Genomic DNA, 25,366 nt, shown 5'->3' with positions numbered 1-25,366 from the left:
CGAGATGAAATTGCGTTGCCGGTCCCTCGCGTAGTGCCGCCAGAAAAAGTCCAACCTTCCGGGATGGGGTGGCCGTGGGATGCCCGTCCTTGCGGGATCAAATGTGCCGCATCCAGTGGCACATTTGATCCTCGGTAGGGTTGAGCCATGGTGTCTTCAGAAATCGATCTGCCAGCAGACTACGCCGAGCTGCTGGAGGCTCTGAAGACCCGCATCTCCGGTGCCAGGATCCATGCGCAGCGCACCGTCAATACCCTGGTCATCGAGCTGTACTGGTCTCTGGGCCGGGACATCATCGGCCGTCAGGCAAGAGAGGGTTGGGGGAGCGGTGTCATCCGCCGGCTTGCCGCCGATCTGGCGGCTTCATTTCCCGATATGAAGGGTTTGTCGTACAGGAATCTGCAGTACATGACAGCGATGGTTCGCGCTTGGGACGCGACCGAAAATGTGCCACAGCTTGTGGCACATTTGCCTTGGGGCCACATCCGCACGATCTTGGACAAAGCTGCCAGCGCCGAGGAACGAGAATGGTACGCGGCCGCCGCCGTTCAATACGGCTGGTCCCGGAACGTGCTGCTGAACATGATGATGAACCATTCAATGGAGCGCACCGGCACGGCGCCATCAAATTTCAGCCGGCAGCTTGCGGCACCGGATTCCGAACTTGCCCAACAAATGGCCAAAGACCCCTACAACTTCGAATTCCTCGGCCTCTCCGGTGACGTAGCAGAACGGGACCTCGAAAATGCCCTCATGAGCAGGATCACGGAGACCCTGCGCGAACTTGGACCGGGCTTTGCCTTCGTCGGCCGGCAGGTTCACTTCGACGTTGACGGCGACGACTTTTACGTAGACCTGTTGTTCTTCCATATAGAACAGTCCCGCTACGTCGTGATTGAACTTAAGACTGGGAAGTTTCAGCCGGAATTTGCCGGCAAGCTCAATTTTTATGTAGCCCTCGTCGACGACGTCCTCCGCCGCGACCATCACAACGAAACCATCGGCATCCTCATCTGCGGCACCAAGAACGACCGCAGCGTCCGCTACAGCCTCGGCCGATCCACATCACCGATGGCCGTCGCCGCCTACACCTACGACAAGCTCCCGCCAGCCGAACAACAAGCACTCCCCAACGAGGGGCACCTCGTAGCAGCCCTCGAATGGGCCGAACCGGACACAGGGACCATAGAAGGCACTGACTAGAAGGGCCTAACCGGTCGATACTTGCCGCCTGCGGCTTACCGTGGATGTCTCGTCGACGATGGCATGAATCCCTCCGGGAACTGTTCGACCCAACCGTCTGAATATCGACGAGGTGAATCAGAGGTCCGCGCGAACCTGATGCCCGGTCCGAACACGTGGCCGGCGGCTTTCACGGCCGCGACTGAGGAACATGACCGCAGTAGTCCCCGGGCGACGACGAGCATGCTTCCCAGCCAGCGCTCCAGGAGTCCGAAGGGGCCGCGGGTGACGCGTTCGTCTAGTCGCGGCTAAGCCCCCAGCCGTGATATCGCCTGCACGAAGGATCCGAGCGTCCTTTCAATTCATGCTGTTGGTTTGCAACTGAGGCTCGTGTGCGTTTGGGTCGATTCGTCTTTCCTGGACCACCCCACACAAAACGCCTTCGTCGACTTCCACGGTGTACTTGTCCGGTAAGACTTGGGTAACGAGAATGCCCTGCCTGCGTTCTAGAGCTGCTGGAATCAACCGCTGTACTGCCTGATCCAGGAGCCGATCCAGATCCTGTGGATCATCGACAAGGATGTCTAGGCGGAATTCGGAGTGGGCTTGGGTTAAAGGCTGAAGCATTTGGGACCTTTCGAAGACTGGATAATCAAGATGATTCCTTGGGAACTATGCGTCTACGCTTATCGGGTATGAGGGAGTGTCTGCGCGTTGAGACGCCAAAAATGATCTGTCTGCAGTTGGGCGGGCACCGTTCGTTGCGGTTCCTGCCTTGGTGCGGGGATCGGGAGATGTCCTTGTTGGACACACCGACCAATTCCGTAAGTGCAGGGACATCGTGATCCGAACACCTAGAGGCGAAGACGACACCGGAGGGTTGGTTCCCACGTCCGGCAGCCGCTTCTGGGTGAGGGTCAGCTCAAACCTTTAACACAATGCTGACTCATTCGTAGCGTCCGAGCGGGGGCGCGTGCGGTTTCCTGGGGGAGGCTCGCAGTGTCTGGTTGGGATCTATAAGTCCCGTGACTCATTGTAGGGAAAGTAAAAATAAAACCCTATTCTGACAACCTTGTGTGGGCTGCCTGACGTCAGATTGGGGTGTAGGTCAGCCATACGCCGCTGTAGTGCTGCCGCCCTCACCATCGAATGCTCAGCCGCGAAACGCCGGAGGCATCACATCAAAGCGGGACGGGTAGATTCTGAAACCCCGGCTTAACAGGTGGGCTGGCGGGAGCTACCTCAAATCGCTGTTTCCCCACGGAGAGGCCGCACTGCAGGAGTTGCGCTAACTGTCTTCGTCATACCAGCCAGCCCATGCTGACGATGTCAACGTGACCCTACTGCGTGAGAGTTCCTTCTCCCAAGCGGCGAAGTCCAAAGTCTGCTGATCGAACAAGAGGGCAAGGTATTTTGGTAGGTCCAAGATGGCTTACTTCCTTTCAAGTTATGGGCCCTACGCATAGCGGCGTCGGACGTAACCGGCGGTGCGGTCATTGAGAACAGTCGAAAAGGTCCAAAGAATCTGGACGAATGATTCCGCATGGGGCAGGCGACCCGTGGCTCCTCCGAGGGTAAGTACTGGTACCGGGCCTAGCAGGCCGGCCCATGGTTAAAAGCGGATTACAGCCCGTCCACGAATTTCCCTGCTCATGAGCAGGTGGAGTGCGTCTGCTGTCTGTTCGAACGGGAACTCGGTGAAATCGACGCGGATAGTTTCATCGGCGATCTTGGGTATCAGCTGCGCTATGACTTCCTTGGCGCGTGCTTGCTTGCTTATCAGACTCAGGGGCACGATGCTGACGTCAGTGAGTAACCAGTTTGGTAGATCGATAGTGAATTTCGCGCCGGCTGTGTATCCCACGCAAATTGCCCTTCCTCCTGTCCTTACCCATTTGATTCGTTGGCTTAGGTCGGAGCCGCCGATAGTGTCTAAGAGCAGGTCGGCCGGTCGTTCGGCTGCGAGAAGGGCGGACGCTGCCGCATCATCTGCTGTTATCCCACGTACGCCGTCGGGCAGCTGCGCCAGACGTGAGGACCGTGAGACGAGTGCGATCACGTTTGCGCCCGCTTGAAGCGCGAGTTGGACGGCCATTGAGCCCACGGCTCCGGTAGCGCCAGAAATGATGACGGTCTGGCCGTTTTTGAGGCTTCCGAGGTCGTGCAGGGCGATGTAAGCAGTTGCAGTCGGGACAAAGAAGGTCGCCGCGACGCTCGGATTTACACGAATTCTGAGTGGAGTCAGCGCAGCGTCAGGAACAGCGGCCCGTTCGCGCCAGGTGCCGTTACGGTCCACGCCTATCGTTCCGTCCCGGAGAATTACTTGAGTCCCGGGCTCGAACGTGTCCGATTCAAGCACAGTCCCTGATCCCTCCACGCCTGGGACATAGGGCAGTGGCGGCTGCAGGGTGAACTCGCCGGTTGCCACTGTGATGTCAAGGTGGCCTACCGCTGCAGCATCAATTTGGACGAGAGTCTCGCCGGGAAGACGGTGCGGTTCGGCAACATCGCTAATGAGGGGGGGAGTGTTCCACTCGTGAATCAGGGCGGCGCGCATGGAAAAGCCTCTCACGCTAGGAGTAAGGGTTCTCATAGCCTGCATCGTCCGACTGAAGGATTGGGCGCCTCGGTTCGTTGAGCGGACCCGCCATCTCCGGGTGACTGCCACCAGCCGCCTCTGAGTGGTTATCCCCGTCACAAAAGGCTCCGGCCCAGCTGTTTGGTCCGCTCAGCGAACCTGTGTGTTGAGTTCAACAGGGATCGAGGAGGACCTTGATTCCTATGCCCCGCTCAGGTCAGCGCTGGGCTGGCCCAGACAAAGGAATTGAACCCATGCAGACACGTCATCGTTGGGTGCTAAAGATGCTCTTTGGTGCTCTTGCCATATTTTTGCTTGCCGGGTGCGCCAGTGGTGCGGATGGGGCTAGCTCTGGCACATCCGGCTCGACCAACCAAATTACTATCGGCGTAGGTGCCGATGCCACTTATGGGCAGTTTTTTGTAGCGGATGCCCAGGGGCTCTTCAAGAAGGCCGGCCTGAACGTCAAGATCAGGAAATTCGCCGCTGGCGGCGACGCGATCCAAGCAATTGCCGGCAAAGAGGTCCAGCTCGCGGGCTCCAGTCCGACGACGCTTCTTTCGGTTGCAGCGGAAAACCCGGATCTGCGCGCCCCATTTGTTTACTTGGATTCAGGTTCCTACACGAAGGTAGTCGCACGGCCGGCCATCAAAGCGGCCGCTGACATCAAGACCTTCGGCGTAGTTCCAGGGTTGAGTACTTTTCTCGCCCACGCTTATCTGCAATCTGAAGGCATCGATCCCGCGAATATTAAGTTCGTTTCCAGCGACCCGGCGACCCTTCCCAGCCTCGCCCAGAAAGGCGATGTGGACGCGTTCGTGCTTTGGGAGCCCTGGCCTAGCCGAGGAGTCGCGATGGGGCTGACAGTCCTGAAGGACAGCGGATCCTTCGGTCAGCCGATCATGCAGGTCATGGCAGGCAGCCAGGGGTGGATTGACCAGAATGCAACCGAAGTGGTAACGATCGCGAAGGTCCTGCAACAGGCTTCGGACTTCATTCGGAGCGAACCTGAAAAGGCCTCTGCTGCTATTGCTAAAGCGACCGGGGGCGATAAAAACCAGAGCGAAAAGGATATGGCGATTGTGAACTATGGCGCCCGAGCTTACAAAGAATCAGATTACAGCGCCATAGCACAGCAGGCCGACTTCTTCGTCAAGGCCGGAACCTTGAAACAAGCACCAGCGTTGAAGACAATCTTCATCCCGTCCTGGTATTCGGAAAATGTGAAGTGATTGAGGTCAGTATGATGCCCGAAACAGAAACCCTTCCGACGAAGGCAGGAGCGGCCCTTGCCGCCGAAGGAGTCCAACTAGGCTTCGGAAACTTCATGGTGGTTGATGGCGTTGATTTTGCCGCAGCGCCCGGCGAGTTTATCTGCCTTCTCGGTCCAAGTGGGTGTGGGAAGTCGACGCTCATTACCGCTGTGGCCGGTTTTGACAAGATCAAGGGTGGTTCCCTCCTCATTGACGGCCTACCGGTTAATGGACCGAGCCCGGAAACGGGCATGGTCTTTCAGGGGACCGAGGCGCTATTCGACTGGCTCACCATCCGGCAGAATGTCGAGTACGGCGCCAAGATGCGGGGCGTGGCTTCTTCGGAACGGCGTCGAATATCAGAGCGGCACCTTGAGTTGGTGGGTTTGACGGGAGCCTCGGATAAATTTCCTTCGCAGCTTTCCGGAGGGATGCGCCAAAGAGCGCAGATCGCCCGGGTCCTCGCCAACGAACCACGAGTGGTCCTTATGGACGAACCTTTCGGCGCGTTGGACGCCCAAACGCGTCACATTATGCAGACCGAATTGGATCGGATATGGCAGCAAAGCGGTTGCACCATAGTTTTCGTCACGCACGATATTGACGAGGCAATTTTACTCGCCGACCGGATCCTGGTTATGTCTGCGGGACCGAAAGCGAAAATCAAGTCCAGCTATGAGGTGGATCTTCCCCGCCCGAGGGACGAGACCTCGGCAGGGGCAATCGAGTTGCACAAGAAGCTCCGTTCAGATATTGGCGAAGAAGTGCGAGCAGCGCTCCGTAACCAGGGGCTCGCTAAGGAGAATTCATGACGCAGGTACAGGTGGCCCAACGGGCTACGCCGCCGATCGCACGACCGAGTGCGCGGTATGGTTTTCAATTTCGCAAGCTTGCAATCCCTTGTATGTCTATCTTGGCCGGGTTGGTCATTTGGCAACTTCTGTCTCTGCAGTTCGGGCCGGCTCTGGTTGCTTCCCCCGTCAAGACGGCAGAAGCAGCTTTGGAGCTCCTGACTGATGGGACGCTCTGGGAGGCAATCACCGCTTCAAGCTATCGGATTATCCTCGGATGGCTGCTCGGCGTTGCCGTTGGCGCACCGTTGGGGCTGCTTATGGGACGTGTGAGAATAATTCGCGAATTCGCCGAGCCTTATATTGAGTTCTTTCGCTTTATCCCTCCGATCGCGTTCGTGACGCTTGCCGTCGTTTGGTTCGGTCTCGGCGACATATCTCAGATTCTCCTGATTTTCTATACTTCCGTATTCGTTGTGGTTATTAATACAATGGCTGGCGCAGTAGCAACGGATGGGACGAAGCTCCGGGCGGCAGCCAGTTTGGGTGCAAGCCGTTTCCAGACGCTTTATTCCATTGTCCTTCCGTCCGCTGTTCCGCATATCGTCACGGGCGCGCGCCTGGCACTGGGAAACAGCTTCCTGACCATCGTTTCCGCTGAAATGGTCGCTGCTGATCAAGGGCTCGGCGTCCTGATATGGACCTCCCGCAACTACGGCCGTATCGATTGGACATTTGTCGGCATCATCACTCTGGGAGTCCTGGGATTCTTCTTCGACCGTGCCCTGCGGTTGCTGGTCAATCCCCTCGCGAAGTATAAGGCAAAGATCTAATCGCTGTACCAGCCCGCTTGTGTTTGGCTGCAAATCAAGTCAGTCGGCGCTGCGGGACCGGCATTTCGTGGTGTTCCTATCCAAGTAATCCCGTCCCGCGTGCTGAATAAACCGCGCAGGTATGCCAGCGCGCAAAATGTCAGATCTATCCTCTATCCGCCGTCAGAATTGAGTTGGCGGGCATCGAAAAAGGCACGCCGAGCGTGCAGCGACAAAGGAGTCAACATGACGACCGAAACCCAAGCGACCGCAGCAGCTTCGGGAGCTGGAGCAACCGCGCGCTTCAGAGAAAATAAGAAGTTCGCGGCTGACGCAAGCCAAGAACGCGTTGCTACTCTCGCAGGGCGCGTCATTAAAGCGATTAATGAAACGGTCCTTGAAGAAAGAGTGAGCTACGACGAATACAACGCATTCAAGGCTTGGCTTATCCAGGTGGGGGAAGACGGCGAGTGGCCGCTGTTCTTGGATGTCTGGGTCGAGCATTCGGTGGAGGAAGTAGCCAACGCCAATCGCCACGGCTCGAAGGGCACTATCGAGGGTCCCTACTACATTCCCAACGCGCCGACCCTGCGCACACCGGCAACCCTTCCGATGCGAGAAGATGAGCCGGGCACCGCGCTGTTGTTGCAGGGACAGGTCCGTAATACGGCCGGCGAACCGCTCCTTGGTGCCCTGATCGAGCTGTGGCATGCCGATGACCGCGGCTTCTACTCCCAGTTCGCCCCCGGCCTGCCGGAGTGGAACCTTCGCGGCTCTATCGTTGCGGATGAACAGGGCAACTTTCAGATCAGCACTGTGCAGCCAGCGCCCTACCAGATTCCCACCGACGGCGCCTGCGGAGCACTCATCTCAGCAGCGGGCTGGCATGCGTGGCGCCCAGCCCACCTCCACGTCAAGGTTTCGGCGCCGGGACACCAGCTCATCACCACACAGCTGTACTTCCCGGGTGATCAACATGTTGATGACGACATCGCTTCGGCCGTAAAGCCCGAGCTGATCCTTGTGCCGACGGAACGCGCTGGAGGAAACGGCCGCGAAGTGACCTACGACTTCATCCTCGACCCCGAGGACTGATAGACAGGGAAGACCAAAACGCTCCTGACAAGGTGAAGCCTCCTCGCGAGGCTTCACCTTGGTCGTACCCGCCAAACGGAACTTCTTTGGCGCCCGCTAATGTGGTTTCCCCAAGACGCCGATCCCGCGGTGCACCCGTTTCCGCCTGCCAGGGTCCACATCTGTTGCCTGATGAAAGGCTTCCTGAACGATGAAGATCGCATCCATTGAGGCGATACCCTACTCAATCCCGTACCTCCAACCGCTGCACTTCGCATCCGGTTCCGTGCACGAGGCAGACCATGTCCTGATCCGGCTGCGCACGGACGACGGGGCAGTGGGCACCGCGGACACGCCGCCGCGCCCCTACACGTACGGTGAAACGCAAAAATCGATTGTTGCCATCGTGGAAGACGTTTTCGCCCCTCAGCTGGTCGGCGTGGACATTTTCGACCGCGAGAAGATGCAGACAACACTTCACCGGACGGTCCACAACCAGACAGCCAAGGGCGCCGTTGATATCGCGGTCTGGGACGCTATCGGCAAAACGCTTGGACAGCCCGTGACGAAACTCCTGGGCGGCTACTCCGACTCGTTGCGGGTTTCCCACATGCTCGGCTTCAAACCAGCGGAGGAACTGCTGGCATTGGCCTTGGAATTTCGTGGGACATATGGCATCAACACATTCAAGCTTAAAACCGGACGCAACCCGCTCCACCTTGACATCGAAGCCGCCCGAGTCCTTAGGGAAGGGCTCGGCGCGGACGCCGAGCTCTACATGGACGCCAACCGCGGCTGGTCCGCCAACGAGGCGGCCGAGGTATTGCGGCGCACGGCCGATCTGGGCCTGCAGTTCCTCGAGGAACCTGACGACGCCCGCGAAGTACTGGGCCGCCGCCGCCTGGTGGAAAATGCGCCCATTCCCATCGCTGCTGATGAATCCGCTGCCAACCTCGGTGAAGCAGCGCGGGAAATCCTGACCGGCGGCGCAAACCTCCTGGCAGTGAAGACAGCGCGCTCCGGTTTTACGGAGGCCGCCAAAATCGTCGGGATGGCTGAGGGCATGGGTATCGATGTCTACATTGGGAACCAGATCGACACCCAAGTGGGTACGGTCGCGTCCGTTGCCTTCGGCGCAGCCTTCGCACATACGGCAAAACGCGCAGCAGAACTGTCCAACTACCTGGACATGTCCGACGATCTTCTGGCCGAGCCGTTGGCCATCACCGGCGGACGCATCCGCGTTCCCGAGGAACCGGGCGTAGGCACTGCCATTGACGAGGACAAGCTGGACCATTACCGCACTGACCGCTAACCATTGGGAGGACACCATGAAGTACCTGGTCCACATGGACGTCAAACTGCCCGAGAACCTGGCGCCGGCCGAAGCCGCCGAAGTCAAGGCCCGGGAAAAGGCCTATTCCCAGGATCTGCAGCGCACCGGCAAGTGGCCGGAAATCTGGCGCGTAGTGGGGGAGTACGCCAACTACTCCATCTTCGACGTCGATTCAAACGATGAACTCCACGAGGTCCTGCAAAATCTTCCGCTGTTCCCCTATATGGACATCACGGTGGTGCCGCTCGCAAAGCACCCATCGGACGTCAAATAGGCCGGAGTATACCTGCATCAGTCAGGTTAGGCCTGGCCGAAGTGAGGCAGCCAGATCACCCCGAAAGCGGATTTCCTTTTCCGGTAGAGCAGCGGCTGGTGCTCCCTCAGTTATCTGTCTGCCGACCAGAGCTCGGCAGCAGCCACCTACCCCGACTCTTGCCGGACGGTCGCTCCCCGCTCGTCGTCGCCGGTGCGGTAAACCTTCACGCAACTGTCTGTTGCATGCCTTGGACGCCCTGCCGAGTTGGAGAAACCTTCTAAACCCGTGGTTCCCGCATAGAGATCCGGGACCGCTCCGTCGCCTACTGCACATACAAACGAATGGGATTCACCCTGATAGAGGGGCCGCACTTTGGCGGATTCGGTCCCGGAGACGGAAACCAGGGTGCCCTTGGCACCACCGGGGAGAACGACGGCACGAAGACGGTTTGCAGATCGATGCGGGGTCGTTCACCCACAATAGCCGGTGTCCATTACCGCACCTCCGCCCACATCGCCATCCAGCCGAATGTTGCCCGGCTTTCACGAGGAAGTAGTGGATGCTGGAGTCCCGACCCCCGCCATGTCGCCACGAACACACGGATCACATCGAGTAGACGCTGGGTGAACGAATGAAGCCGTAGTGGGAGCGGACAAACGCGAGTGACCGTTGGCATTGGCGCCTCTGTGCGGGATCTGCGTCTTGGCCTTGGCAGGGTCCTGGAATGGTGATGGGCCCTGTTCTGACGCTCTTTGAGTCCGGATCTAACACCACGTAGGGGGAGCTGGCCGAGCCGACAATTTATACAGCGCGGGAGAACCCGATGCAGCCGGGGTCCCCGATTGTTTTTGCTTTTACTACAGCTGCTCATCGTTGACCCCGGCCGGTACCGGTTCATTACCCACGTGATTGCTTGACGAGTTTCCTAACGGACTGTTTTGCCTGCGTTTTGGGAGCCCTCCCAGTGCTGCTGCTGGGCCCATCCACGTCCACAGTTTCAGGCCGGCGTGAGAAGGGGGGCGTAGCCCGTGCCCGGGGAACCTTTACCCGTTCCAAGTGAGGCCTTCGTAGAGGCTCATAATGGAACGCCGCGAGTCTCGCCGCCGGATGCGGGTTCTTTCCTCAAGAGCTATAGGAGCCTGCACTGGGGTTCTGCCCTGGCTCGTTCAAAGCGGCCCGGACAGCTTCGATGATCTCGGGGGAATCCGGCGCCACAGCGGAGGCAAAACGTGCCGCGACGGCCCCGTCGCGAGTGACCAGAAACTTCTCAAAGTTCCATTGCACCTGCTCCGGGAGTCCAGTGGACCGGAATTTTGTCAGCTCAGCATAGAGCGGGTGCTGATTCCCGCCATGGACATCGGCCTTGGTGGTCAGCGGAAACGTCACACCGAAGTTGCGTTCGCAGAATTCGGCGATTTCGGTGTCGGCGGCTGGTTCCTGCCCGGCAAACTGGTTACAAGGAACTCCAAGGACAGTGAAGCCCTGCTCCCGGAACTTGTTGTGCAGCGCCTCCATCCCGGCGTACTGCGGGGTGAAACCACACCGGGAGGCGACGTTTACCACCAGCACCACCTCGCCCTTGAAGCGGCCGAAATCAGTGGCCGATCCGTCGATGAGGGTCAGGGGAATGGAGTGCAGAGCGGTCATGGTGCTTCCTCGCAAATCGTTCGTCTGAAAGTGGAGTGAAGGTCTGTGGCCACCACTCCACATGGCGCTGAGTAGCTCCGGCAACCCGCGCCGGGGCCTATGCTTGTGCGGTTCATTGCCTTTAGGGCAACTGGATAGAGTAATCGCTAGGGGCGCGCCCGCCGATCTTATCCGTTAGCCGGGCCGCGCAATCAAGGGTGCGCGATACGATTTCCCGGAAGCGTTCCCTGGTGGCGCCAGGTCCGAATCCGCTCACCACGATTTCGAAGGCCACGCATTGGTCTTGTCCAAAGACTGGTACTTGGATCAGGGTTGCATGGGCTGCAGGTTCGGGGTGCCGGCAGTATTCCTCATAGGCGGACACGAGGGAATCCCAAACGGGCGAAAGCGTGCCCCAGTCGCCTTTAGCTGACGAAAAGGCTGCGCTGAATTGCTCACTTCTCGTATGTCCAAAGGAAATTGCATAGCCGTTTTTCCGCACGAGCGTCAGGATTTCCTCGATCAGCGCCGCATCTACCCGCCCTCTCAGATGTCGGGAGCCTTCGGTCCACGTGCGGTGCAGTGCGGGCGTTGACCAGGCCGCGAAGCCGGGATCGATTGGAGCGACGAAGGGAAAGTAAGTGCCGACGTACGGTGATCGGCTATCAGATGCCGTCAGCACGACCACAGTGTCCTGAACTACCGTTGAGATGGAGCACTCCAGTCCCAAGCTGTGAGATAACTCCTCAACCTCATCCCCGAGGCTTGTCGCGAGGCGCAACTGGCCGCCCAGGTTGTCGAGGTTGAAATCCTGCCGGGGGATCGTGAATGAACCATACCCGCCGTTGAGGAAGACCAATGGCAGTCCACCTGTTCGAGGACCCAGCCCGAAGTCCGTTACCTCGCCAAGAACCATCACGTGGTCACCGGCAGGGTGGATGTTGTGGACGGTGGCGTCAAACCAGGCAACAGCGTCCTTCAGCCTGGGGATGCCGCCCTCGTCGAATTCCCACTCCTCGCCGGCGAAACGGTCATTGGGTGCCGCGTGGAAAAATGCGCGGCACAGCTCTTCATGTCCAGCCCCGAGGACCGACGCGCGGAAGCGACCAGCACTCTCAATTTTGGCATAGGTAAATGAGGTTTTTTGAGGCAGGAAACCGACCAGTGGAGGATCTTCGGAGACCGACGTAAACGTCCCGACAATCATCCCGACTGGTTGTCCGGCCTCATCGACCGTTGTGATGATCGTGACGCCGGTGGGGTACTTTCCGAGAACCTGACGCCACTGCGACTTCCGCTCCGGGTGATCCCTTGGAGGAGTATCTGTCCGCTCTTTCTGGCTGCGCATTCTGACTGTCCTTCTTTGTTCAGGCTTAATAGAGTTCGATGACAAGCTTGTCCGACAGTGCGCGGGAGACGCAGAGCGCAATGTCCTTCCCCGCCGCTTTATCCGCCTCGGAAAGACAGTGGTCGCGGTGGTCGGGAACTCCTTCCAGCAGCCCGGATACGCACGATCCGCAGACACCTTCTTCACACGACTTGAAAACTTCGATCCCGTTTTCCTCAAGGACAGACAGAATCGAACGATCCGCCGGTATCTCAAAGGACTCACCAGTATCGAGTTGGACATCGAAGGCCCGGTTGCTCGAAGTTTCAGTCTCCTCGGCAGCGAAGTGTTCGATGTGGACGTGGTCGGTGCCGACCACCGGCGTGAAGGTTTCGGCCACCTTGGCCATGAAACCGGTGGGGCCACACGTGTACACGTGGCTGGATCCCGTGAGGCCTTCCCCTATAGAGGACAGCGTTGCAGGAAGCTGCGTGCGCGGAGTGCCGAGGTGAATCGTGACTCGGTCACGGAACTCCGCACGGTTCTCCAGGAAGTCTGCGAAGGCAAGCTGGTCCCTTGACCGTGCAAAGTAGTGGAGGGCAAACTCTTCGCCGCGGCTGTGCAACTCATAGGACATGCTGAGTAGGGGAGTGACACCGATGCCCCCTGCAACGAGCAGGTGGCGGTCAGCGTTGGGGACGATCGAGAGCAGATTCCGGGGCTTGCCAATCCTGAGGTGATCGCCTACCCGAAGTTGGTGCAGCGCCTCGGACCCGCCTCGCGAAGCTGACTCGCGCTTGATGGCGATCATGATTGAAGAGGAGTCGCGAGGGTCAGAGGCCAGCGAATATTGGCGCACAATCCCGGTCGGGCCGGCGACGTCGACATGGGCCCCGGCTTCAAAGGCCGTAAAGGGAGCCCCGTTGAGCTTTCTCAACCGCAGTGAGCGGATCTCCTCGGCTTCGTGGAGGATCTCCGCGACCTCAACGACCAGTACGTCCCTCATAGGAGGAATCCGGCAGCCGGCACCACGTCCCCAGCGTCGATAAGGCGGATGGCTTTGCGGACGATGCGGTCATCAACGGGAGTCTGTCCCAGCCGGATAACGTAGTCGACATCGGCGGCCCACAGGTCATAGTTGCCCCGCTTGTGTGCCACCAGCACCTGGCCGGCGCGAAGGGAAACGATATCTTCGCTTACCTCCCCGGGGACGAACCTCGACACCGTACGAACTGTCCGCGCTGAGTCCACTGCTGAAATCGCATAACCCTCCACCAGACGCTGCACACGGAGAGCTCGCATGCGGGCATCGTCATAAACCATGTTGAGGTTGTTGTCGAAATCATCAGTCTCTGAATCCACGGGGATGACGTAGATGCCTTCGTCGGCGTACAGCTCGTTCCAAGTGATGTAATCCTTGCGGTCAAGCAGGTCGGCTTCGCGCCAAATCAGCTGGATCGCACGCACGACCCGGGCGTCGTCGATTGGGGTGGTCAGCGGGGTTGAAATCGTTACGGCTTCAGTCATTGCTCATCATCTTCTTCCACATCTGGTAGGCGGCTCGCATGCCGGTTTCGTCGGTGCTGTGTGAGGTGGGCCAGCCTTCGGAAGTGCTGACCTCACGGTTCAGCCCTCGGTTGACCAAGATCGGCATCTCCGGAGATGCTTGCGCTCCTCGCTGCACGCGGTCCCATCCCTCTGCATCATCGGGGGTACCGAAGCCGAACGGGCCTTGGAAATGTTCGTGGACGCGCAGCCGTTCACGGCTCACCGGGCCGGCGATTTCAGGTGGCGCGTCGGGGCCGATGGCAAGGTGTTCGATGATCGTCTCGTTCGCGTTGATTGGCCGCAGCACGCGGAAAAACGCTGAAGAGAGCCCGATGTTGGGAAAGAGAACGAGGTTCGAACCTGTGCCGTGCATGGCGTGTACTTGTTTTCGAATCTGACTGTCGTCAACGCCGGCCGCTTTCAGTTCGGCGACCAGGTCGTCAAAGCGCGGTTGGAGCGGTTCGGTTCCGTCGTCGGCGCCCAGATCCATGTGCTCGGGCACCATGTGCATGACGGAGTGGCCATTTCCCAGGTCATGGCATGTCGAGGCGGGGTCGGTCATGAAGCTGAGCATGTTGGCTGTTTCCGCGTCAACCGTGGCCATCCAGGATCGGTGCACGATAGGGAAATGGTATCCGTCGCTCGTGTTCTCCAGCTGGATCTTCCAGTTGCCGCTGTATTTGAAGCGGTGGGTTCCAATGACCTTGATCGGGTAGTCGCCACCCTGTTGCAGGAAGCGGTCTATCCAGACCTTGGCGTCGCCGAGGAACTCCTCGAGGGGCTCTGCTTCGGCATTGAATGTCGCGAAGATAATGCCGCGGTAGCTCTCGGTACGGAGCTTCTGCAGGCTCATCTCCTCCTTTTTGATAACTCCCTCGTATCCCTCGGGGTATGGGATGCCACGAAGCTTTCCGTCAAGGCCGTAAGACCAGGCGTGGTAAGGACAGGTGAATCCATTGGACTTTCCTGTGCGCTGTTCGCAGAGGCTGGCGCCACGGTGGCGGCACCGGTTGACCAAAGTGTTGAACGTCCCCTTGCGGTCCCGGGTGACGATGACCGGGTTCCGGCCGACGTAAGTCGATTTGAAGCTGCCGGGACTGGGAAGCTCGCTCTCATGCGCGACCCAGATCCAAGTCTTCTCGAAGATGTTTTTCATCTCGAGTTCAAAGATTTCCGGGTCGGTATAAACCCGTGCGGCCACACGGTCAGCCTGGACAAGGTCTGCTGGATGTACGTCATGAATGTTCTCTGAGGTGAATTCAATGGTCATGGTCTTAGTGCTCCAGTGTTGATGGGTGGTGGGCAACAGGATTTGATGTCACAGGAATCCGGGAGTGGTGGCCTGCAAACCCAGCAGTACGGCGCCTGCGTCGTCGTACATGTGCTGGCTGAGTGATGCGTGCAGCTGCGGGACTTGGGCATCCATCCGTATCGGGTGCAGTGGATGCGAGTTGTTGATGACTGCAGCGCCGGAGACCTTCGCTACGTCGTGCACCACCTGGCTCGCGGTATCTGACACGTTGACGGCGCTAAGCCGGACGCGGGCCTTCTGATCGTCGGTCACTTCCTGCCCTTTGCTCACCGTTTCCCACACTTCCTCCGCGACATCAAGGAGGTAGGAACGTGCTGACTGGAGAGCAACGAATGCCTTAGCGAACTCGACGCGATAGTAGGCGCGTTCCCCCACCGGCGGGGCCCCTGTGATTCCCCGGTATGAGCCGGCAGACTGCGCGTAATCAAGAGCACCCTGGGCGACTCCGAGACCAATGGCCGCATGGCATTGAGCCTGGTATCCGATGAGCGGGTAACGGAAAAGCGGCTCGTCAATGAGTGACTCGCCCCCGCGGATGAAGGTCCATTCCAGGGGAATCTCAAGGTCTTCGACGACGGTGTCGAACGAGCCGGAGGCGCGCATACCGCTCACGTCCCAGTCCTGAACGATTTTGACCTTGTCGGCGGGAAGCACCGCAGCTCGAGGTTTGCCCCCTGCGGAATCGTCAAGCAGCCCTACGCTGATGTAGTCCGCAGCCATGGATCCGCTGGCAAATTTCCAGCGACCAGTGGCCCGGAAACCTCCAGGAGTGCGTTCAGCCTTCTGCATGGGGAACAGGCCGCCAGTGAAGACAACGTCAGGGCCGTTCTTGTAGATTTCGGCCTGCGTTTCGAGCGGAAGGGCCCCGCAATAGGTGTTGCTCGACGCAAACGCCACGACCCAGGCAGTAGAGCCGTCAATCCGGCCTATACGTTCGATGCTCCTCAGGAAGTCCGCAGGAGGCATAACGACCCCGCCGAATTGTATTGGAGTCGCGGCACGGTAGAGCCCCAGCGGAAAAAACTTCTCGATGAAATCGCGTGGTACGTAGCCAAGAACATGGAATTCCTGACGACGCTCTGCGAGCTCTGCAAGAACCGCATCCCACATCTCCTCCTTCGACGATGTACGCATGCTGCCCATGGTGGTCCTCCTCGTTCGCAATCTGATAACCCCATGGTTAGGCATCAGGGCCGATCAAGCGCAGGGGTTGGACCGCTGAGCGAACCACTGGCTCGTGCAGCAAGCAGATTTGCGATGGCATGGGTCTATGGCTGATCCGCGACCTCATATGACCCTCACTTGCTACAACGACACCTACGGCTACGGGTGGAAACATGTTGACCTCTTCGTGCGGGAGGCAAGCGGCCTCGAACTGAACTGGGTTCACTGGGGGGTGCCGGCTGATGGTCCCGATGCTGCGGACGAGGTGACAGCAACTGTTGAGCCCACCCTCCTACGGACCTCGGAGTGGCGTCACCTGAAGAGCGCCAATGGCATGGACTACTGGGAAGCGGACGCAGCCTGGGGTGACGAATGAACCTACTGCAGCCGTGGTCCCTTCGAGAATTCGTGGCGGACTTGGCGGCGCACCGTACAAGTCCCGAAGAAGGAACGCAACGGGCACTGAACCGCATCCGTGAGACTGACTCCGCTGTGCAGGCGTGGGTCGATCTAGTGCCGACCCCCGCAATTACCGGCGTCGGGCCGCTCCGAGGTGTCCCCATGGGGGTGAAAGACATCATCGATCTCGCAGGCATGCCCACCCGGTGCGGCTCAGTCCTACGCACAGCGGCCAAGCCGGCACTGAAGGACGCAACGATCGTCGAAGCCTGGCGGTCTGCAGGGGCCATCCCAGTGGGCAAGACGGTAACTACCGAGTTTGCCTATTTTAAGCCCGGCCCCACCCGGAATCCGGCCAATGTCGATCACACACCAGGGGGATCCTCCAGCGGCTCTGCAGCGGCGGTGGCTGCAGGCCAGGTACCGATCGCAATCGGATCACAAACCGCCGGATCCGTAACCCGACCCGCGTCATACTGCGGCGTGGCCTCACTGGTGATGAAAAATGGGCAGTTTCCACTCACTGGCGTGGTTGGCCTCAGCTCGAGCCTGGATGCACATGGCATATTCGCCGCCACTGCGTCCGACCTTTCACTGGCGTGGTCGGCCCTCAGCGGGGAACCAGATCTGCCGGGGAAAATGATGGCACCACGGATTGCCTTCTGGACCGCCGACCCGCTAGGGGTGGTCACCGATGAGATGAGCACGGCCATGTCCGCCGCGTGCGCTTCGTTCTCCGACAATGGAGCACAAATCCACCCCTTTCCGGATGAGGCGCTGATCGCCGACGTGACGGCCGCCCACCGGGTTGTCATGGCTTATGAAGCTTCGCGGGAACGCGCCGCGGAACTTGAACACATCGACCAGCTCAGTGAACCCCTTGCTACCCTCCTCACGACCGGATCCTCGATGCCCGAGGCACATTACACGGAAGCAAGACGATTGGTGACCGACGCGCGCCGGAACGTTGACCGAGTACTTGCGCATCACGATGCCATTATCGGTCCCGCCGCCCCTGGGTCTGCACCGCTCGGAACCACAAACACCGGAGATCCTGTCCTGAGCCGCGCCTGGCAGGCTTTGGGGTTGGCTGCCGTCGCCGTCCCGGGCCTCCGCAACGCCAGCGGCCTTCCCCTGGGATTCCAGGTTGTTGCCGCAACCGAAATCCAGGCGCTGCGTGCAGCGGCGTGGGCTGAGCGGCACCTCTAAGACTCGTCCCTTCCAGACAAACCTGGCGGCCATTGTTGCGAACCCTCTTCACCAGTAATGAGACATCATTGTCGAACTCCGTCTGCGGTTGGTCCTGCAGCAGCGCCAGCACGCAGGCTCAGCCGTCGTCTGCCGGCTCACTGGCATCAGGGGCACCGGGACCAGGGCGGGTGTCCACGGCCGGAACACCTCGTCGTCGCCGATACGGTTAGAGAAGGGTGCACGTTTCCTGGGTCAAGCTGCCTTCATCGTCGCGGGAACCATGAAGGTCTGAGCGGCTGCTGGCCTATATCGGCGCTTGTTGGCCGTTTTTCGCCCAGCTCCGGTAGAGGTGCAACCGGTTATGCGTCTACTTGGACGTGGTTGGTGCTTTGGTTCGTTTCCGCAGGCTTCATGAGCACAGACTTGCCGGGGTAGCTCGTGGCGAAGAACTTCGGAAGGTCGACGATCGCGACGTTCTCTGTACGGGTTCGGGCGATCTTCCACACGCCGTCGACCTTGCGGAAGGCGTTGTTGAGTCGACTGCTCCGGATCAGAGACGTTCCGTCTGTGAAGAGCCACGGTTGAAAGTGGATCCACTGCCCGTCCGCTTCGTCGCCGTGAACGTTGATCTGCTCTGAGGTCAGAAAGTGCGCGTTCAGCAGGAGTTTCGGGTCCTGGTCGGATGCCCAGAACCGGTTCAGATGAGCGCGCAGCTCTTCCTTCCCGACGCAACGGCCGAACTGGTTTTCGTAGTATTCGCCTACCCCCTCCCACACCGCATCCTCGGTGTACAGGTCGAGTATTAGTTCGATACGCTGCTGATCGCTTTCCACCCCGAACTCCGGACATGGCGTGTCGCAGAGGAACATGTAGCGGGCCTGTATCCGGCGGATTTCCGCTTCAGCCTCAAGGATCTCGATGCGCTTGACGAGGGTGTCGATGGTGGTGGCTTTTTCGTCCATGCCCCCACTCTCCCTACCGTGTGGGTCGAACGGAAGTGCTTGGTCCATTGGGCGGATTGGCCTTTGATTTCGCCTGACAGCTAGTGGTGGCTTTTCGTTGAATGATACGGCATGCTGTCGTCGTACGTCCGCAGGAGACCCCCCCTGATATCGCTCGACGTTGCCCACAGAGCGCGCAACAAATCCTGCTCGTCACGACGCTCAAGAGGCACAGTGACAGAGATTGCTGCAACCACCTGCTCCGAATCCGGGTAGACAACCGGAACTGCCAGCGCCTTGGCCCCCCGGAAGCATGTCGATCGCTCTTCCGCATAGCGACGCGTCCGGATCCCCGCCAATATAGCGGTAGCCTCAGCTTGGTTGCGGGCACCGAGTGCCGCCAGACCGGCGGTGTCAAGCTGATCTATCGTGCCCGGATCCGAGTGTGCCAGGAAGATACGACCTGACGCGGTCGTATGAAACGGGACACGGTCACCTACGGAACTGATGACCACGACTTCGTTCCGTCCAGCGATTCGGTCGAGATACACACACTCGCCACCCTCAGGGACCGCGAGGTGCACGATTCCACGAGTCACAACCCGGAGATCCTGCATTGCTGGTCGCGCTACGTCGCGGAGGATCGCTGGACCGGGGACCATTCGACCCAATTCGAACACTTGCAAACCCAACTGGTAGCCGCCAAGAGTCCGCGTGAGATAGCCCAGTTCCACCAGTTCCGTAGCAAGCCGGTGCGCGCTGGCTTTAGAGACGCCGGAACGGCGGCTAAGCTCCGTTAACCCCAGCGTCGAAACACCCTGCCTAAACGCGCTCAGCAACAGATGTGCCTTCGAGAGTACAGAGTCGGGCTGACTGACGTCCGGCCGTCCCGGTGCTTGGACGTTTCGCTGCACAGTACTCACTTGCATTCTCCTAGTCCATGATGGCGCAGCGGTTCGAGCCGCTATCCAAATTGTTCATTATTTAACCACGGATCCTACGCGAGCGGTCCGGTGAGCGGACCACTCGCTGTGTAGAGCAGTAACAGCAGGGCGATGCTTGACAGCAAACATCGAAGGGAAATCCATGTCCGAAGTAACGCTCCGCTACGGGTACGCCGAGACGCCACTCGGTCAGTTGCATTACGCCGAGGCAGGTGAAGGTGAAGCTGTGATCCTGCTTCACCAGACGCCGCGTTCTCTTGATGAGTTCCGCGAGGTGCACCCACTGCTGGCGGCGAAACGCAGGGTGATAGCGATGGACATGTACGGATTTGGGATGTCCGCCAAACCCGCGCCAGGCTGCCCTCAGACCATTGAGCAGTACGCAGCTGGTGTGATCGCACTCGCTGACGCCCTTAAATTGGAGCGCTTCGCTTTAGTCGGTCATCACACAGGAATGTTTGTGGCCTCCGAGGTTGCTGCCGCCTTGCCTGACCGCGTCTCGGCGTCAGTCCTGTCAGCCGGGGCCTTCGCCGATTCGCTTTTTCGCACCACCCGCCAAATGAGCGAAAGCACGTCCCCGGGCAAAGGCGTAGACGTGGTCACCGGGCAGGAGGACGGTGAGCATCTCAAGCAACTGTGGGCGAAGCGGTACTCCTTCTATCCGGAGGGGCGGCCCGATCTCCTGGACCGCTTCATTCGGGATGCGCTGGCGCCAGGCGTCGACCCAGCCGAGGGCCACCGTGCTTGCGCACGGTATGTCATGGAAAACCGCGTTGGGCTCGTCACAGCTCCAATCCTGTTGCTCGCCCCCACTGAAGACCCGGTCTCTTACCCGCACACCCACAAGATCGCGGCCGCATATTCAAACGCAAAATCTGTTCAGATCGTGGAAGTTGAAGGTGGTCGGATCCCTCTTATGGAGCAAAAGAGTGCCGAAGTAGTTGCCGCGATCGAGCATTTCCTAGATTCTTTAGCCCTTTGAGGCAACCAGAGAAATCCACTCGAGATGCCGACAAGATCCGCCGATGAGCTCCAGATGTCTGCGATGAAGAAGGCGCGTTGGCAGAAGAAGCCGGCCAACCAAGTCCAAACGGTCTTCTGGAACAGAAGTTCTACATCTTCCGTAATCCAGATGTAGGACTACCGATAGCCCTTGAGAGCAAAGTGAAAGCCGAAAAAGTGAAAGAATCGTGGGCCATGCATGAACATCGCCGAGGCATACCCAAACCCTTCGTGCGGATGGAGGCAGGGGCGGGCCTTCTTGAGAATGGCTGGACTGTCTCGGGGTGCCACTCCACTGACCGCGATAGGAACCTGCGAAAGGTGGCGGTGGTCAGCGACAGGCGGTCGCGCATCAGTGGCCCCGGCGCACGGAGCGGCGACTCCGGGCCCGGCAAGGCGGCAAGGCAAGCCCGCTCCTGGGTTTGTGGTGAATTGCAACTGCTCCCGATAACTTTTGGGAGTCAAAATCTGGTTGAGTTCGTCGACAGTGTAAAGCAGATCAGTCACCACGTTGATGCCATTTGTCTCGACAGCATTTCGGCCTCACGATGCTATGAGATAGAAACTATCTTGAATAACGAACTGCAAATTCCCGTTATGCATAATGAGCAACACGGATCTGCCATCGTTGCCTATGCTGCGCTGATTAATGCTGCTCGATTGAGGGGCCGAAAAGTTGGGCAACTCAAAGTGGTCGTAGCAGGAGATGGCCCCGCTTGCACGGGGATAGCTGAGCTTCTCCTCGCCCGGGGCACCGCCGACATTATTCTCGTGGACTCCCAAGGCATTGTTTCCCGGGACCGTAGTGAGTTGAATGCCGTGCAGGATGATTTAGCATGGCTCACCAACCCGGGTAATCGGACAGGCGGATTGAAGGAAGCGTCAACGGAGCAGACGCCGTTATCGCATCAGATGGTGAGGCAATGACTAAACTGCACCTTGAAGGGCTGGCCCGCGAGGCCGTTGTTCTTGAACTCGTTCCGTCGCATCCCTGGGTTGCACCCTCCAGGGAGCCGACAGATGGGGCCGGGAAGCCCGTGTTTTCCACTCGGATCAACAAGTTTCTCGCGTTCCCAGGCACATTTCAGGGTGCCCTTGACGGCGGATCTAAGTGCATCACGTTGGACATGAAGATCGCGGCAGCGGGTGCTATAGCCGACATTGCCGCGGAGAAGCACCTGTGGCGTGATCAGGTAGTCCCGGACCGGCAGGACCGCGACGTAACTCGCGCGGTGGCAAGAGCTGTTGAAACTACCGCGCGCAGATCGTTGGAGCCAACAATTCTCCTGCCCAAAGGATGCCAGCTGTCCAACTCACCTAATCCCTAGCGCAAACTGTGAGGCCCATACCTTCGAGGCAATATCTTCCCAACTGGAGGAACTGATGAATGACGGGCTGACCGGCGCAGGCCTCGGCGCCCTCATCGAGGCGCTCCTTGACAGCGCCGACCTCCGCGTTTTCCTGCAGGGCCTGGTGTAGATTGCGGGCGCGGAATTTGCCAATGGGGAAGAGTTGGCGCACTGCAGTGTGACGGTGTGGCGGAAGCGCCGTCCGATGACGATTGCCAGCAGTGACCCGGAGACGGCGGCGTTGGATGAGGTCCAGTATGCGACCAACGAGGGCCCCTGCATCAAGGCTGCGCTGACAGGACGGGCCGCCGAAGTCGTGGACACACGGGCGGAGACCAAGTGGCCAAGATTCATCGCAGCCATGACCGCCAGTCACATGCGCTCCGTGCTCGCCGTCCGGATCCCGCTTCAGACCTCGGACGGGGACACAGCCCAACTGCCAGATCGCCGGTGCCACCAATGCCGTCCTCAGGCGAGATGACGGATCACTGTTGGCCGAGCAGTTCGACGGAGCAGGCTTCGTCCGCGGCGCCCTGCGCAAAGGATTCGACCCTCACGGCAAGCGGGCCCTGGTCGTCGGCAACGGCAGCGTGGGCTCGCCGATCGCCGCCTCACTGGCCGGCCTCGGACTTGCCGGCATCGGCTTGTTCGACCCCGATACAGGTGCCTCCGATGGGCTCGCCCGGCGCATCAGCGCGCACTACCCTGACGTGCAGATCGCCGTGGGGTCCAAAGATCCCGAGGGCTACGACCTGATCGTCAACGCCACCCCGCTCGGCATGAGGGACGGTGACCCCATGCCTGTCGACATCCCCCGGCTCCTATGTCGGAGACGTCGTGCTGAAGGCCGGAATGACCCCATTCCTGCAGGCCGCCAAGCAGAAGGGATGCACAGTTCAGGTGGGCAGCGACATGCTGTTCGAGATGATCCCCGCTTACCTCGAGTTCTTCGGATTCGGCACTGCGACAGCCGAAGAACTGCGTACAACAGCGCAATTGCCCTTATGAAGAAAGGCCTCCGTGACGATGAGGTGGTTGTGAGTCGACCCAAGGCATCCCTCAACCGATAAAGATCCTTTGCGGCATGGCCGCCCGAAGCCGGCCTCGGGTGGCCACCCCGATAGTGGTGGCTTACTCGGTTCGGGCGATCGTCCTAATTTGCATTTCTCGGAGAGGGCACGCGCCGCTCTCACGCGCTGGTATCAGAATAGAGCGAAATTCCGCTTCCCTGACAGTGGCTCCATGATGTTCTCAGAATCCACCCTGACAGTCGCCGGAAGTTCGAAAACACGGAAAGTCCATGGAGTTGCACACCTTATGAAGTCTATTTGGGGCAGTGGGCGGCCATGTCACCTGATGTAAAACTGGCCGGACGTCGGAGAACAATCCAGAGCTCCACCCCACAGGCCGAGTCCTCCCACGTCAGGCCGCTCCGAGTCAGGTTTGGTTGTACTTCAGGCTGACAAGACGCCATGCCTTCAAAGGACGTTTTATGCCGTCGGCCGTACTCCTACTGTTAGCCTGCGAGATAGCTCTCGCGCGGAGTCGTTCTCCTCAGCGCAAAGATTGCGAGATCACGGGAAATGGCGGTTAGCCTCCCAGCGGCTGTCATGCGGGCAGACCAAGCCGAGCTCTGCAAACCTGCCGCGGTAAGCTAGTCAGTTCATCGCCAAGTAGGTTTCGATGGCACTTTGAAGGTCGGATAGCTGGGCCTGCGACATAGTCCACACACTCGCAACTTGCGGATCCTTTCTAAAGGAAATCTTCACCTCGTCCACCGAGAATAACTTGCCGTTGTTGTCCTCTACTGCGAACCATGTATCACTCATTGGGTTTTCTTTGTTATAGATCCTGCTGTACTGGCTACTCGGACTGCGGGAGATTCCGCGTTTGTGCAGCCAAGGTGAGGACGGTTCGCGCTCAGAGCACGGGTCCTTTCGTGGCTGGTTACCGCACGCGGGACTTTTGGGATAGGAGGCGTGCTAGTTCTTGCGAAACAGCTTCGATCGCTTCCATCCGCGTGCGACTACCTCTGAGTTTCTTCGAATATGTGTGCTTTGGAGGGATGCGGTCCGGTTTTTGGCTGCGCTCAGGGTGTGCTTGGCGTGCATCGAGGTCGGCGAGCGGGTCGTGGAAGATGCTTTCAGGGTTCACCCTTTGCTTGCTTTCTGTTTCCGGGCTAACTACTTGTAGCCCTACTCTCATTTCGTGGTGGGTCCTGGGGTGGGAGGCCTCTCACGTCCGGGCGTCGATATGCCAACGTGGGCTCTAACTGTGGGTGCCAACTCGAACACAAGGGCCCATAGGGTACTTTTTCCACCCAGTCGTGGCATGGTTTCACCTTGCTCCCGGTAGCGAAATGGCGCAGGGTCGCCGTCGGGCCTCCACCACCCACTGACCGGTGCGAGGTCCCCCGCTTGTTGCAGTGGGGCGCACGTCTTGGTGCTGCTGCACTTGCTGTTCGACTGTTGGCATGGTCCTTTGGTGTTCCTGATGCTGAGTTGCCGTTAGACGTCCCTCTAGTCCTAGACACCCTGTAGAAGAAAGAGGAGAACCGTGAGCTGCGGTTCATTCGTTTTCAGATGACAGAGGGATCTCAGGTGCTCTACCCTTGGTGCGCATGACTTGCACCTCCGACAAGTCAAGCAACCGGCGCCCGCCGCTTAGATCATCCAGGATCCAGAATATTCCGTGATTAGTGGCTATATCACTCACCCGCCCGCGGTGTACGACTGTCCCCATATGAGCCGCAGTAATCTCGTCTCCAGGCAGTAGATCTAAGCAGGAGTGGACCGAAAGTTCTTCCGTTTCTCGCACCAGCTTCTCCTTTGCATACGTTCATTGGCTAGAGGATGGACAGCACAAAGTCCCGGTCTATGCCGGGCTCGAGTCCTTGCCCTAATAACCCCGTAGGACAGCCTGCGAGCCGTGATAGTTCCGCTCAGCATGCACACCTAGACGGCGGTTCCCATAAGGTCGCAGAGTCAAATGGCGTCCAGGGAGTTTTCCTTCGACGGTAGATCATGTCGGGGCACTTGGTACGGGTGGTGATTGCTAACAAGGAGTTTCCAGTTGCTGGGTTCACCGTTGGCTGAGGGCATGATGCTCCCCTCCGTGATGAAGCGGCGGGTCCCACCATCGCCGAGCCGGGCCCACCAGCCGGTTGCAGGGCAGTGGTCCCCGGTCCGCACGCTGTACGACGCTGAAAGGTTGCGCTCCGCGGGGGACTTGAGTTGGATTCGCTTTTTCATTTCTCCCTATTTTCTGTAAGCGAGTTTGGA

Annotated in this window: 23 protein-coding genes; 12 read left to right on the top strand and 11 right to left on the bottom strand. The window is 59.2% G+C overall.

Annotated features, from left to right (window positions below; translation table 11 throughout):
• Window positions 1–147: 147 nt before the first annotated feature.
• Window positions 148–1,203 (top strand): PDDEXK nuclease domain-containing protein, encoded by a 1,056-nt coding sequence (locus AB4Y73_RS12735; protein WP_441872087.1) that lies wholly within the window; start codon window positions 148–150, stop codon window positions 1,201–1,203.
• A 1,591-nt stretch (window positions 1,204–2,794) separates the two neighbouring features.
• Here AB4Y73_RS12735 and AB4Y73_RS12730 read toward each other — a convergent pair.
• Window positions 2,795–3,739: a quinone oxidoreductase family protein gene (locus tag AB4Y73_RS12730; protein WP_441872085.1), complete on the bottom strand. Its 945-nt coding sequence runs from the start codon at window positions 3,737–3,739 to the stop codon at window positions 2,795–2,797.
• Window positions 3,740–4,014: 275 nt separating this feature from the next.
• Here AB4Y73_RS12730 and AB4Y73_RS12725 point away from each other — a divergent pair, with 275 nt between their 5' ends.
• The 6 genes from AB4Y73_RS12725 (at window position 4,015) to catC (ending at window position 9,300) form a co-directional block, all read left to right on the top strand.
• Entirely contained in the window at window positions 4,015–4,992 is a 978-nt protein-coding gene (locus AB4Y73_RS12725; RefSeq protein ID WP_441872082.1) for an ABC transporter substrate-binding protein, read from the top strand.
• An 11-nt stretch (window positions 4,993–5,003) separates the two neighbouring features.
• The gene (locus AB4Y73_RS12720) at window positions 5,004–5,825 is read left to right on the top strand and encodes an ABC transporter ATP-binding protein (RefSeq protein WP_441872080.1); all 822 of its coding nucleotides are present in this window, start codon (window positions 5,004–5,006) and stop codon (window positions 5,823–5,825) included.
• Window positions 5,822–6,637, top strand: coding sequence for an ABC transporter permease (locus AB4Y73_RS12715; protein WP_142061227.1), 816 nt, complete (start codon window positions 5,822–5,824; stop codon window positions 6,635–6,637). The genes AB4Y73_RS12720 and AB4Y73_RS12715 overlap by 4 nt, the downstream gene beginning before the upstream one ends.
• 225 nt (window positions 6,638–6,862) lie before the next feature.
• Complete coding sequence (gene catA / locus AB4Y73_RS12710) at window positions 6,863–7,711, top strand: catechol 1,2-dioxygenase (protein WP_441860040.1); 849 nt, start codon at window positions 6,863–6,865, stop codon at window positions 7,709–7,711.
• 190 nt (window positions 7,712–7,901) lie between these two features.
• Window positions 7,902–9,005 (top strand): mandelate racemase/muconate lactonizing enzyme family protein, encoded by a 1,104-nt coding sequence (locus AB4Y73_RS12705; protein WP_142061223.1) that lies wholly within the window; start codon window positions 7,902–7,904, stop codon window positions 9,003–9,005.
• Between the two features lie 16 nt (window positions 9,006–9,021).
• The gene (gene catC, locus AB4Y73_RS12700) at window positions 9,022–9,300 is read left to right on the top strand and encodes a muconolactone Delta-isomerase (RefSeq protein ID WP_142061347.1); all 279 of its coding nucleotides are present in this window, start codon (window positions 9,022–9,024) and stop codon (window positions 9,298–9,300) included.
• A gap of 1,104 nt (window positions 9,301–10,404) precedes the next feature.
• On the opposite strand, the gene AB4Y73_RS12695 is transcribed toward catC, so the two are convergent.
• The 6 genes from AB4Y73_RS12695 to AB4Y73_RS12670 all read right to left on the bottom strand — a co-directional run bounded on the left by AB4Y73_RS12695 (window position 10,405) and on the right by AB4Y73_RS12670 (window position 16,238).
• The gene (locus tag AB4Y73_RS12695; protein ID WP_142061221.1) at window positions 10,405–10,929 is read right to left on the bottom strand and encodes a glutathione peroxidase; all 525 of its coding nucleotides are present in this window, start codon (window positions 10,927–10,929) and stop codon (window positions 10,405–10,407) included.
• A gap of 121 nt (window positions 10,930–11,050) precedes the next feature.
• Window positions 11,051–12,256, bottom strand: a complete 1,206-nt coding sequence (locus AB4Y73_RS12690) for a flavin reductase family protein (protein ID WP_142061219.1) — start codon at window positions 12,254–12,256, stop codon at window positions 11,051–11,053.
• A gap of 25 nt (window positions 12,257–12,281) precedes the next feature.
• The gene (locus AB4Y73_RS12685; protein ID WP_441872076.1) at window positions 12,282–13,241 is read right to left on the bottom strand and encodes a PDR/VanB family oxidoreductase; all 960 of its coding nucleotides are present in this window, start codon (window positions 13,239–13,241) and stop codon (window positions 12,282–12,284) included.
• The gene (locus tag AB4Y73_RS12680; RefSeq protein ID WP_441872073.1) at window positions 13,238–13,762 is read right to left on the bottom strand and encodes an aromatic-ring-hydroxylating dioxygenase subunit beta; all 525 of its coding nucleotides are present in this window, start codon (window positions 13,760–13,762) and stop codon (window positions 13,238–13,240) included. Before AB4Y73_RS12680 ends, AB4Y73_RS12685 begins: the two co-directional genes overlap by 4 nt.
• Complete coding sequence (locus AB4Y73_RS12675; protein ID WP_441872071.1) at window positions 13,755–15,053, bottom strand: aromatic ring-hydroxylating oxygenase subunit alpha; 1,299 nt, start codon at window positions 15,051–15,053, stop codon at window positions 13,755–13,757. The genes AB4Y73_RS12680 and AB4Y73_RS12675 overlap by 8 nt, the downstream gene beginning before the upstream one ends.
• Window positions 15,054–15,101: 48 nt before the next feature.
• Window positions 15,102–16,238 carry an acyl-CoA dehydrogenase family protein gene (locus AB4Y73_RS12670; RefSeq protein ID WP_220126185.1) on the bottom strand — a complete coding sequence of 379 codons (1,137 nt, stop codon included), beginning with the start codon at window positions 16,236–16,238 and terminating at the stop codon, window positions 15,102–15,104.
• 127 nt (window positions 16,239–16,365) lie between these two features.
• On the opposite strand from AB4Y73_RS12670, the gene AB4Y73_RS12665 reads away from it, so the two are divergent.
• Both AB4Y73_RS12665 and AB4Y73_RS12660 read left to right on the top strand, forming a co-directional pair.
• Window positions 16,366–16,635 carry a hypothetical protein gene (locus tag AB4Y73_RS12665; RefSeq protein ID WP_142061211.1) on the top strand — a complete coding sequence of 90 codons (270 nt, stop codon included), beginning with the start codon at window positions 16,366–16,368 and terminating at the stop codon, window positions 16,633–16,635.
• On the top strand, window positions 16,632–17,867 hold the full coding sequence (locus AB4Y73_RS12660) for an amidase (RefSeq protein WP_441872069.1): 1,236 nt from the start codon (window positions 16,632–16,634) through the stop codon (window positions 17,865–17,867). Before AB4Y73_RS12665 ends, AB4Y73_RS12660 begins: the two co-directional genes overlap by 4 nt.
• Window positions 17,868–18,208: 341 nt before the next feature.
• On the opposite strand, the gene AB4Y73_RS12655 is transcribed toward AB4Y73_RS12660, so the two are convergent.
• Both AB4Y73_RS12655 and AB4Y73_RS12650 read right to left on the bottom strand, forming a co-directional pair.
• Window positions 18,209–18,811 carry a nuclear transport factor 2 family protein gene (locus tag AB4Y73_RS12655; protein ID WP_441872066.1) on the bottom strand — a complete coding sequence of 201 codons (603 nt, stop codon included), beginning with the start codon at window positions 18,809–18,811 and terminating at the stop codon, window positions 18,209–18,211.
• A gap of 80 nt (window positions 18,812–18,891) precedes the next feature.
• Complete coding sequence (locus AB4Y73_RS12650) at window positions 18,892–19,719, bottom strand: IclR family transcriptional regulator (protein WP_441872064.1); 828 nt, start codon at window positions 19,717–19,719, stop codon at window positions 18,892–18,894.
• Window positions 19,720–19,849: 130 nt separating this feature from the next.
• Here AB4Y73_RS12650 and AB4Y73_RS12645 point away from each other — a divergent pair, with 130 nt between their 5' ends.
• The 3 genes from AB4Y73_RS12645 to AB4Y73_RS12635 all read left to right on the top strand — a co-directional run bounded on the left by AB4Y73_RS12645 (window position 19,850) and on the right by AB4Y73_RS12635 (window position 23,155).
• On the top strand, window positions 19,850–20,716 hold the full coding sequence (locus tag AB4Y73_RS12645) for an alpha/beta fold hydrolase (RefSeq protein WP_441872062.1): 867 nt from the start codon (window positions 19,850–19,852) through the stop codon (window positions 20,714–20,716).
• Between the two features lie 77 nt (window positions 20,717–20,793).
• On the top strand, window positions 20,794–21,663 hold the full coding sequence (locus AB4Y73_RS12640) for a malic enzyme-like NAD(P)-binding protein (protein ID WP_441872060.1): 870 nt from the start codon (window positions 20,794–20,796) through the stop codon (window positions 21,661–21,663).
• A gap of 913 nt (window positions 21,664–22,576) precedes the next feature.
• Window positions 22,577–23,155, top strand: a complete 579-nt coding sequence (locus tag AB4Y73_RS12635) for a hypothetical protein (RefSeq protein ID WP_441872058.1) — start codon at window positions 22,577–22,579, stop codon at window positions 23,153–23,155.
• Window positions 23,156–23,743: 588 nt separating this feature from the next.
• On the opposite strand, the gene AB4Y73_RS12630 is transcribed toward AB4Y73_RS12635, so the two are convergent.
• Both AB4Y73_RS12630 and AB4Y73_RS12625 read right to left on the bottom strand, forming a co-directional pair.
• Entirely contained in the window at window positions 23,744–23,914 is a 171-nt protein-coding gene (locus tag AB4Y73_RS12630) for a hypothetical protein (protein ID WP_441872055.1), read from the bottom strand.
• Between the two features lie 1,155 nt (window positions 23,915–25,069).
• Window positions 25,070–25,336 (bottom strand): hypothetical protein, encoded by a 267-nt coding sequence (locus AB4Y73_RS12625; RefSeq protein WP_441872053.1) that lies wholly within the window; start codon window positions 25,334–25,336, stop codon window positions 25,070–25,072.
• Window positions 25,337–25,366: the final 30 nt, after the last annotated feature.

It is taken from the genome of Pseudarthrobacter sp. TAF60_1, assembly GCF_052113505.1.
Classification (GTDB): domain Bacteria; phylum Actinomycetota; class Actinomycetes; order Actinomycetales; family Micrococcaceae; genus Arthrobacter.
This window is presented reverse-complemented; position numbering and strand designations above follow the sequence as displayed.

Bases quoted from the DNA above. Each gene is read 5' to 3' on its own strand.
- AB4Y73_RS12720 (WP_441872080.1), top strand. From the start codon at position 5,004: ATGATGCCCGAAACAGAAACCCTTCCGACGAAGGCAGGAGCGGCCCTT.
- AB4Y73_RS12730 (WP_441872085.1), bottom strand. From the start codon at position 3,739: ATGCGCGCCGCCCTGATTCACGAGTGGAACACTCCCCCCCTCATTAGC.
- AB4Y73_RS12715 (WP_142061227.1), top strand. From the start codon at position 5,822: ATGACGCAGGTACAGGTGGCCCAACGGGCTACGCCGCCGATCGCACGA.
- AB4Y73_RS12690 (WP_142061219.1), bottom strand. From the start codon at position 12,256: ATGCGCAGCCAGAAAGAGCGGACAGATACTCCTCCAAGGGATCACCCG.
- AB4Y73_RS12705 (WP_142061223.1), top strand. From the start codon at position 7,902: ATGAAGATCGCATCCATTGAGGCGATACCCTACTCAATCCCGTACCTC.
- AB4Y73_RS12685 (WP_441872076.1), bottom strand. From the start codon at position 13,241: ATGAGGGACGTACTGGTCGTTGAGGTCGCGGAGATCCTCCACGAAGCC.
- AB4Y73_RS12655 (WP_441872066.1), bottom strand. From the start codon at position 18,811: ATGGACGAAAAAGCCACCACCATCGACACCCTCGTCAAGCGCATCGAG.
- AB4Y73_RS12625 (WP_441872053.1), bottom strand. From the start codon at position 25,336: ATGAAAAAGCGAATCCAACTCAAGTCCCCCGCGGAGCGCAACCTTTCA.
- catC (WP_142061347.1), top strand. From the start codon at position 9,022: ATGAAGTACCTGGTCCACATGGACGTCAAACTGCCCGAGAACCTGGCG.
- AB4Y73_RS12680 (WP_441872073.1), bottom strand. From the start codon at position 13,762: ATGACTGAAGCCGTAACGATTTCAACCCCGCTGACCACCCCAATCGAC.
- AB4Y73_RS12735 (WP_441872087.1), top strand. From the start codon at position 148: ATGGTGTCTTCAGAAATCGATCTGCCAGCAGACTACGCCGAGCTGCTG.
- catA (WP_441860040.1), top strand. From the start codon at position 6,863: ATGACGACCGAAACCCAAGCGACCGCAGCAGCTTCGGGAGCTGGAGCA.
- AB4Y73_RS12725 (WP_441872082.1), top strand. From the start codon at position 4,015: ATGCAGACACGTCATCGTTGGGTGCTAAAGATGCTCTTTGGTGCTCTT.
- AB4Y73_RS12660 (WP_441872069.1), top strand. From the start codon at position 16,632: ATGAACCTACTGCAGCCGTGGTCCCTTCGAGAATTCGTGGCGGACTTG.
- AB4Y73_RS12630 (WP_441872055.1), bottom strand. From the start codon at position 23,914: ATGAGTGATACATGGTTCGCAGTAGAGGACAACAACGGCAAGTTATTC.
- AB4Y73_RS12665 (WP_142061211.1), top strand. From the start codon at position 16,366: ATGGCTGATCCGCGACCTCATATGACCCTCACTTGCTACAACGACACC.
- AB4Y73_RS12695 (WP_142061221.1), bottom strand. From the start codon at position 10,929: ATGACCGCTCTGCACTCCATTCCCCTGACCCTCATCGACGGATCGGCC.
- AB4Y73_RS12670 (WP_220126185.1), bottom strand. From the start codon at position 16,238: ATGGGCAGCATGCGTACATCGTCGAAGGAGGAGATGTGGGATGCGGTT.
- AB4Y73_RS12675 (WP_441872071.1), bottom strand. From the start codon at position 15,053: ATGACCATTGAATTCACCTCAGAGAACATTCATGACGTACATCCAGCA.
- AB4Y73_RS12650 (WP_441872064.1), bottom strand. From the start codon at position 19,719: ATGCAAGTGAGTACTGTGCAGCGAAACGTCCAAGCACCGGGACGGCCG.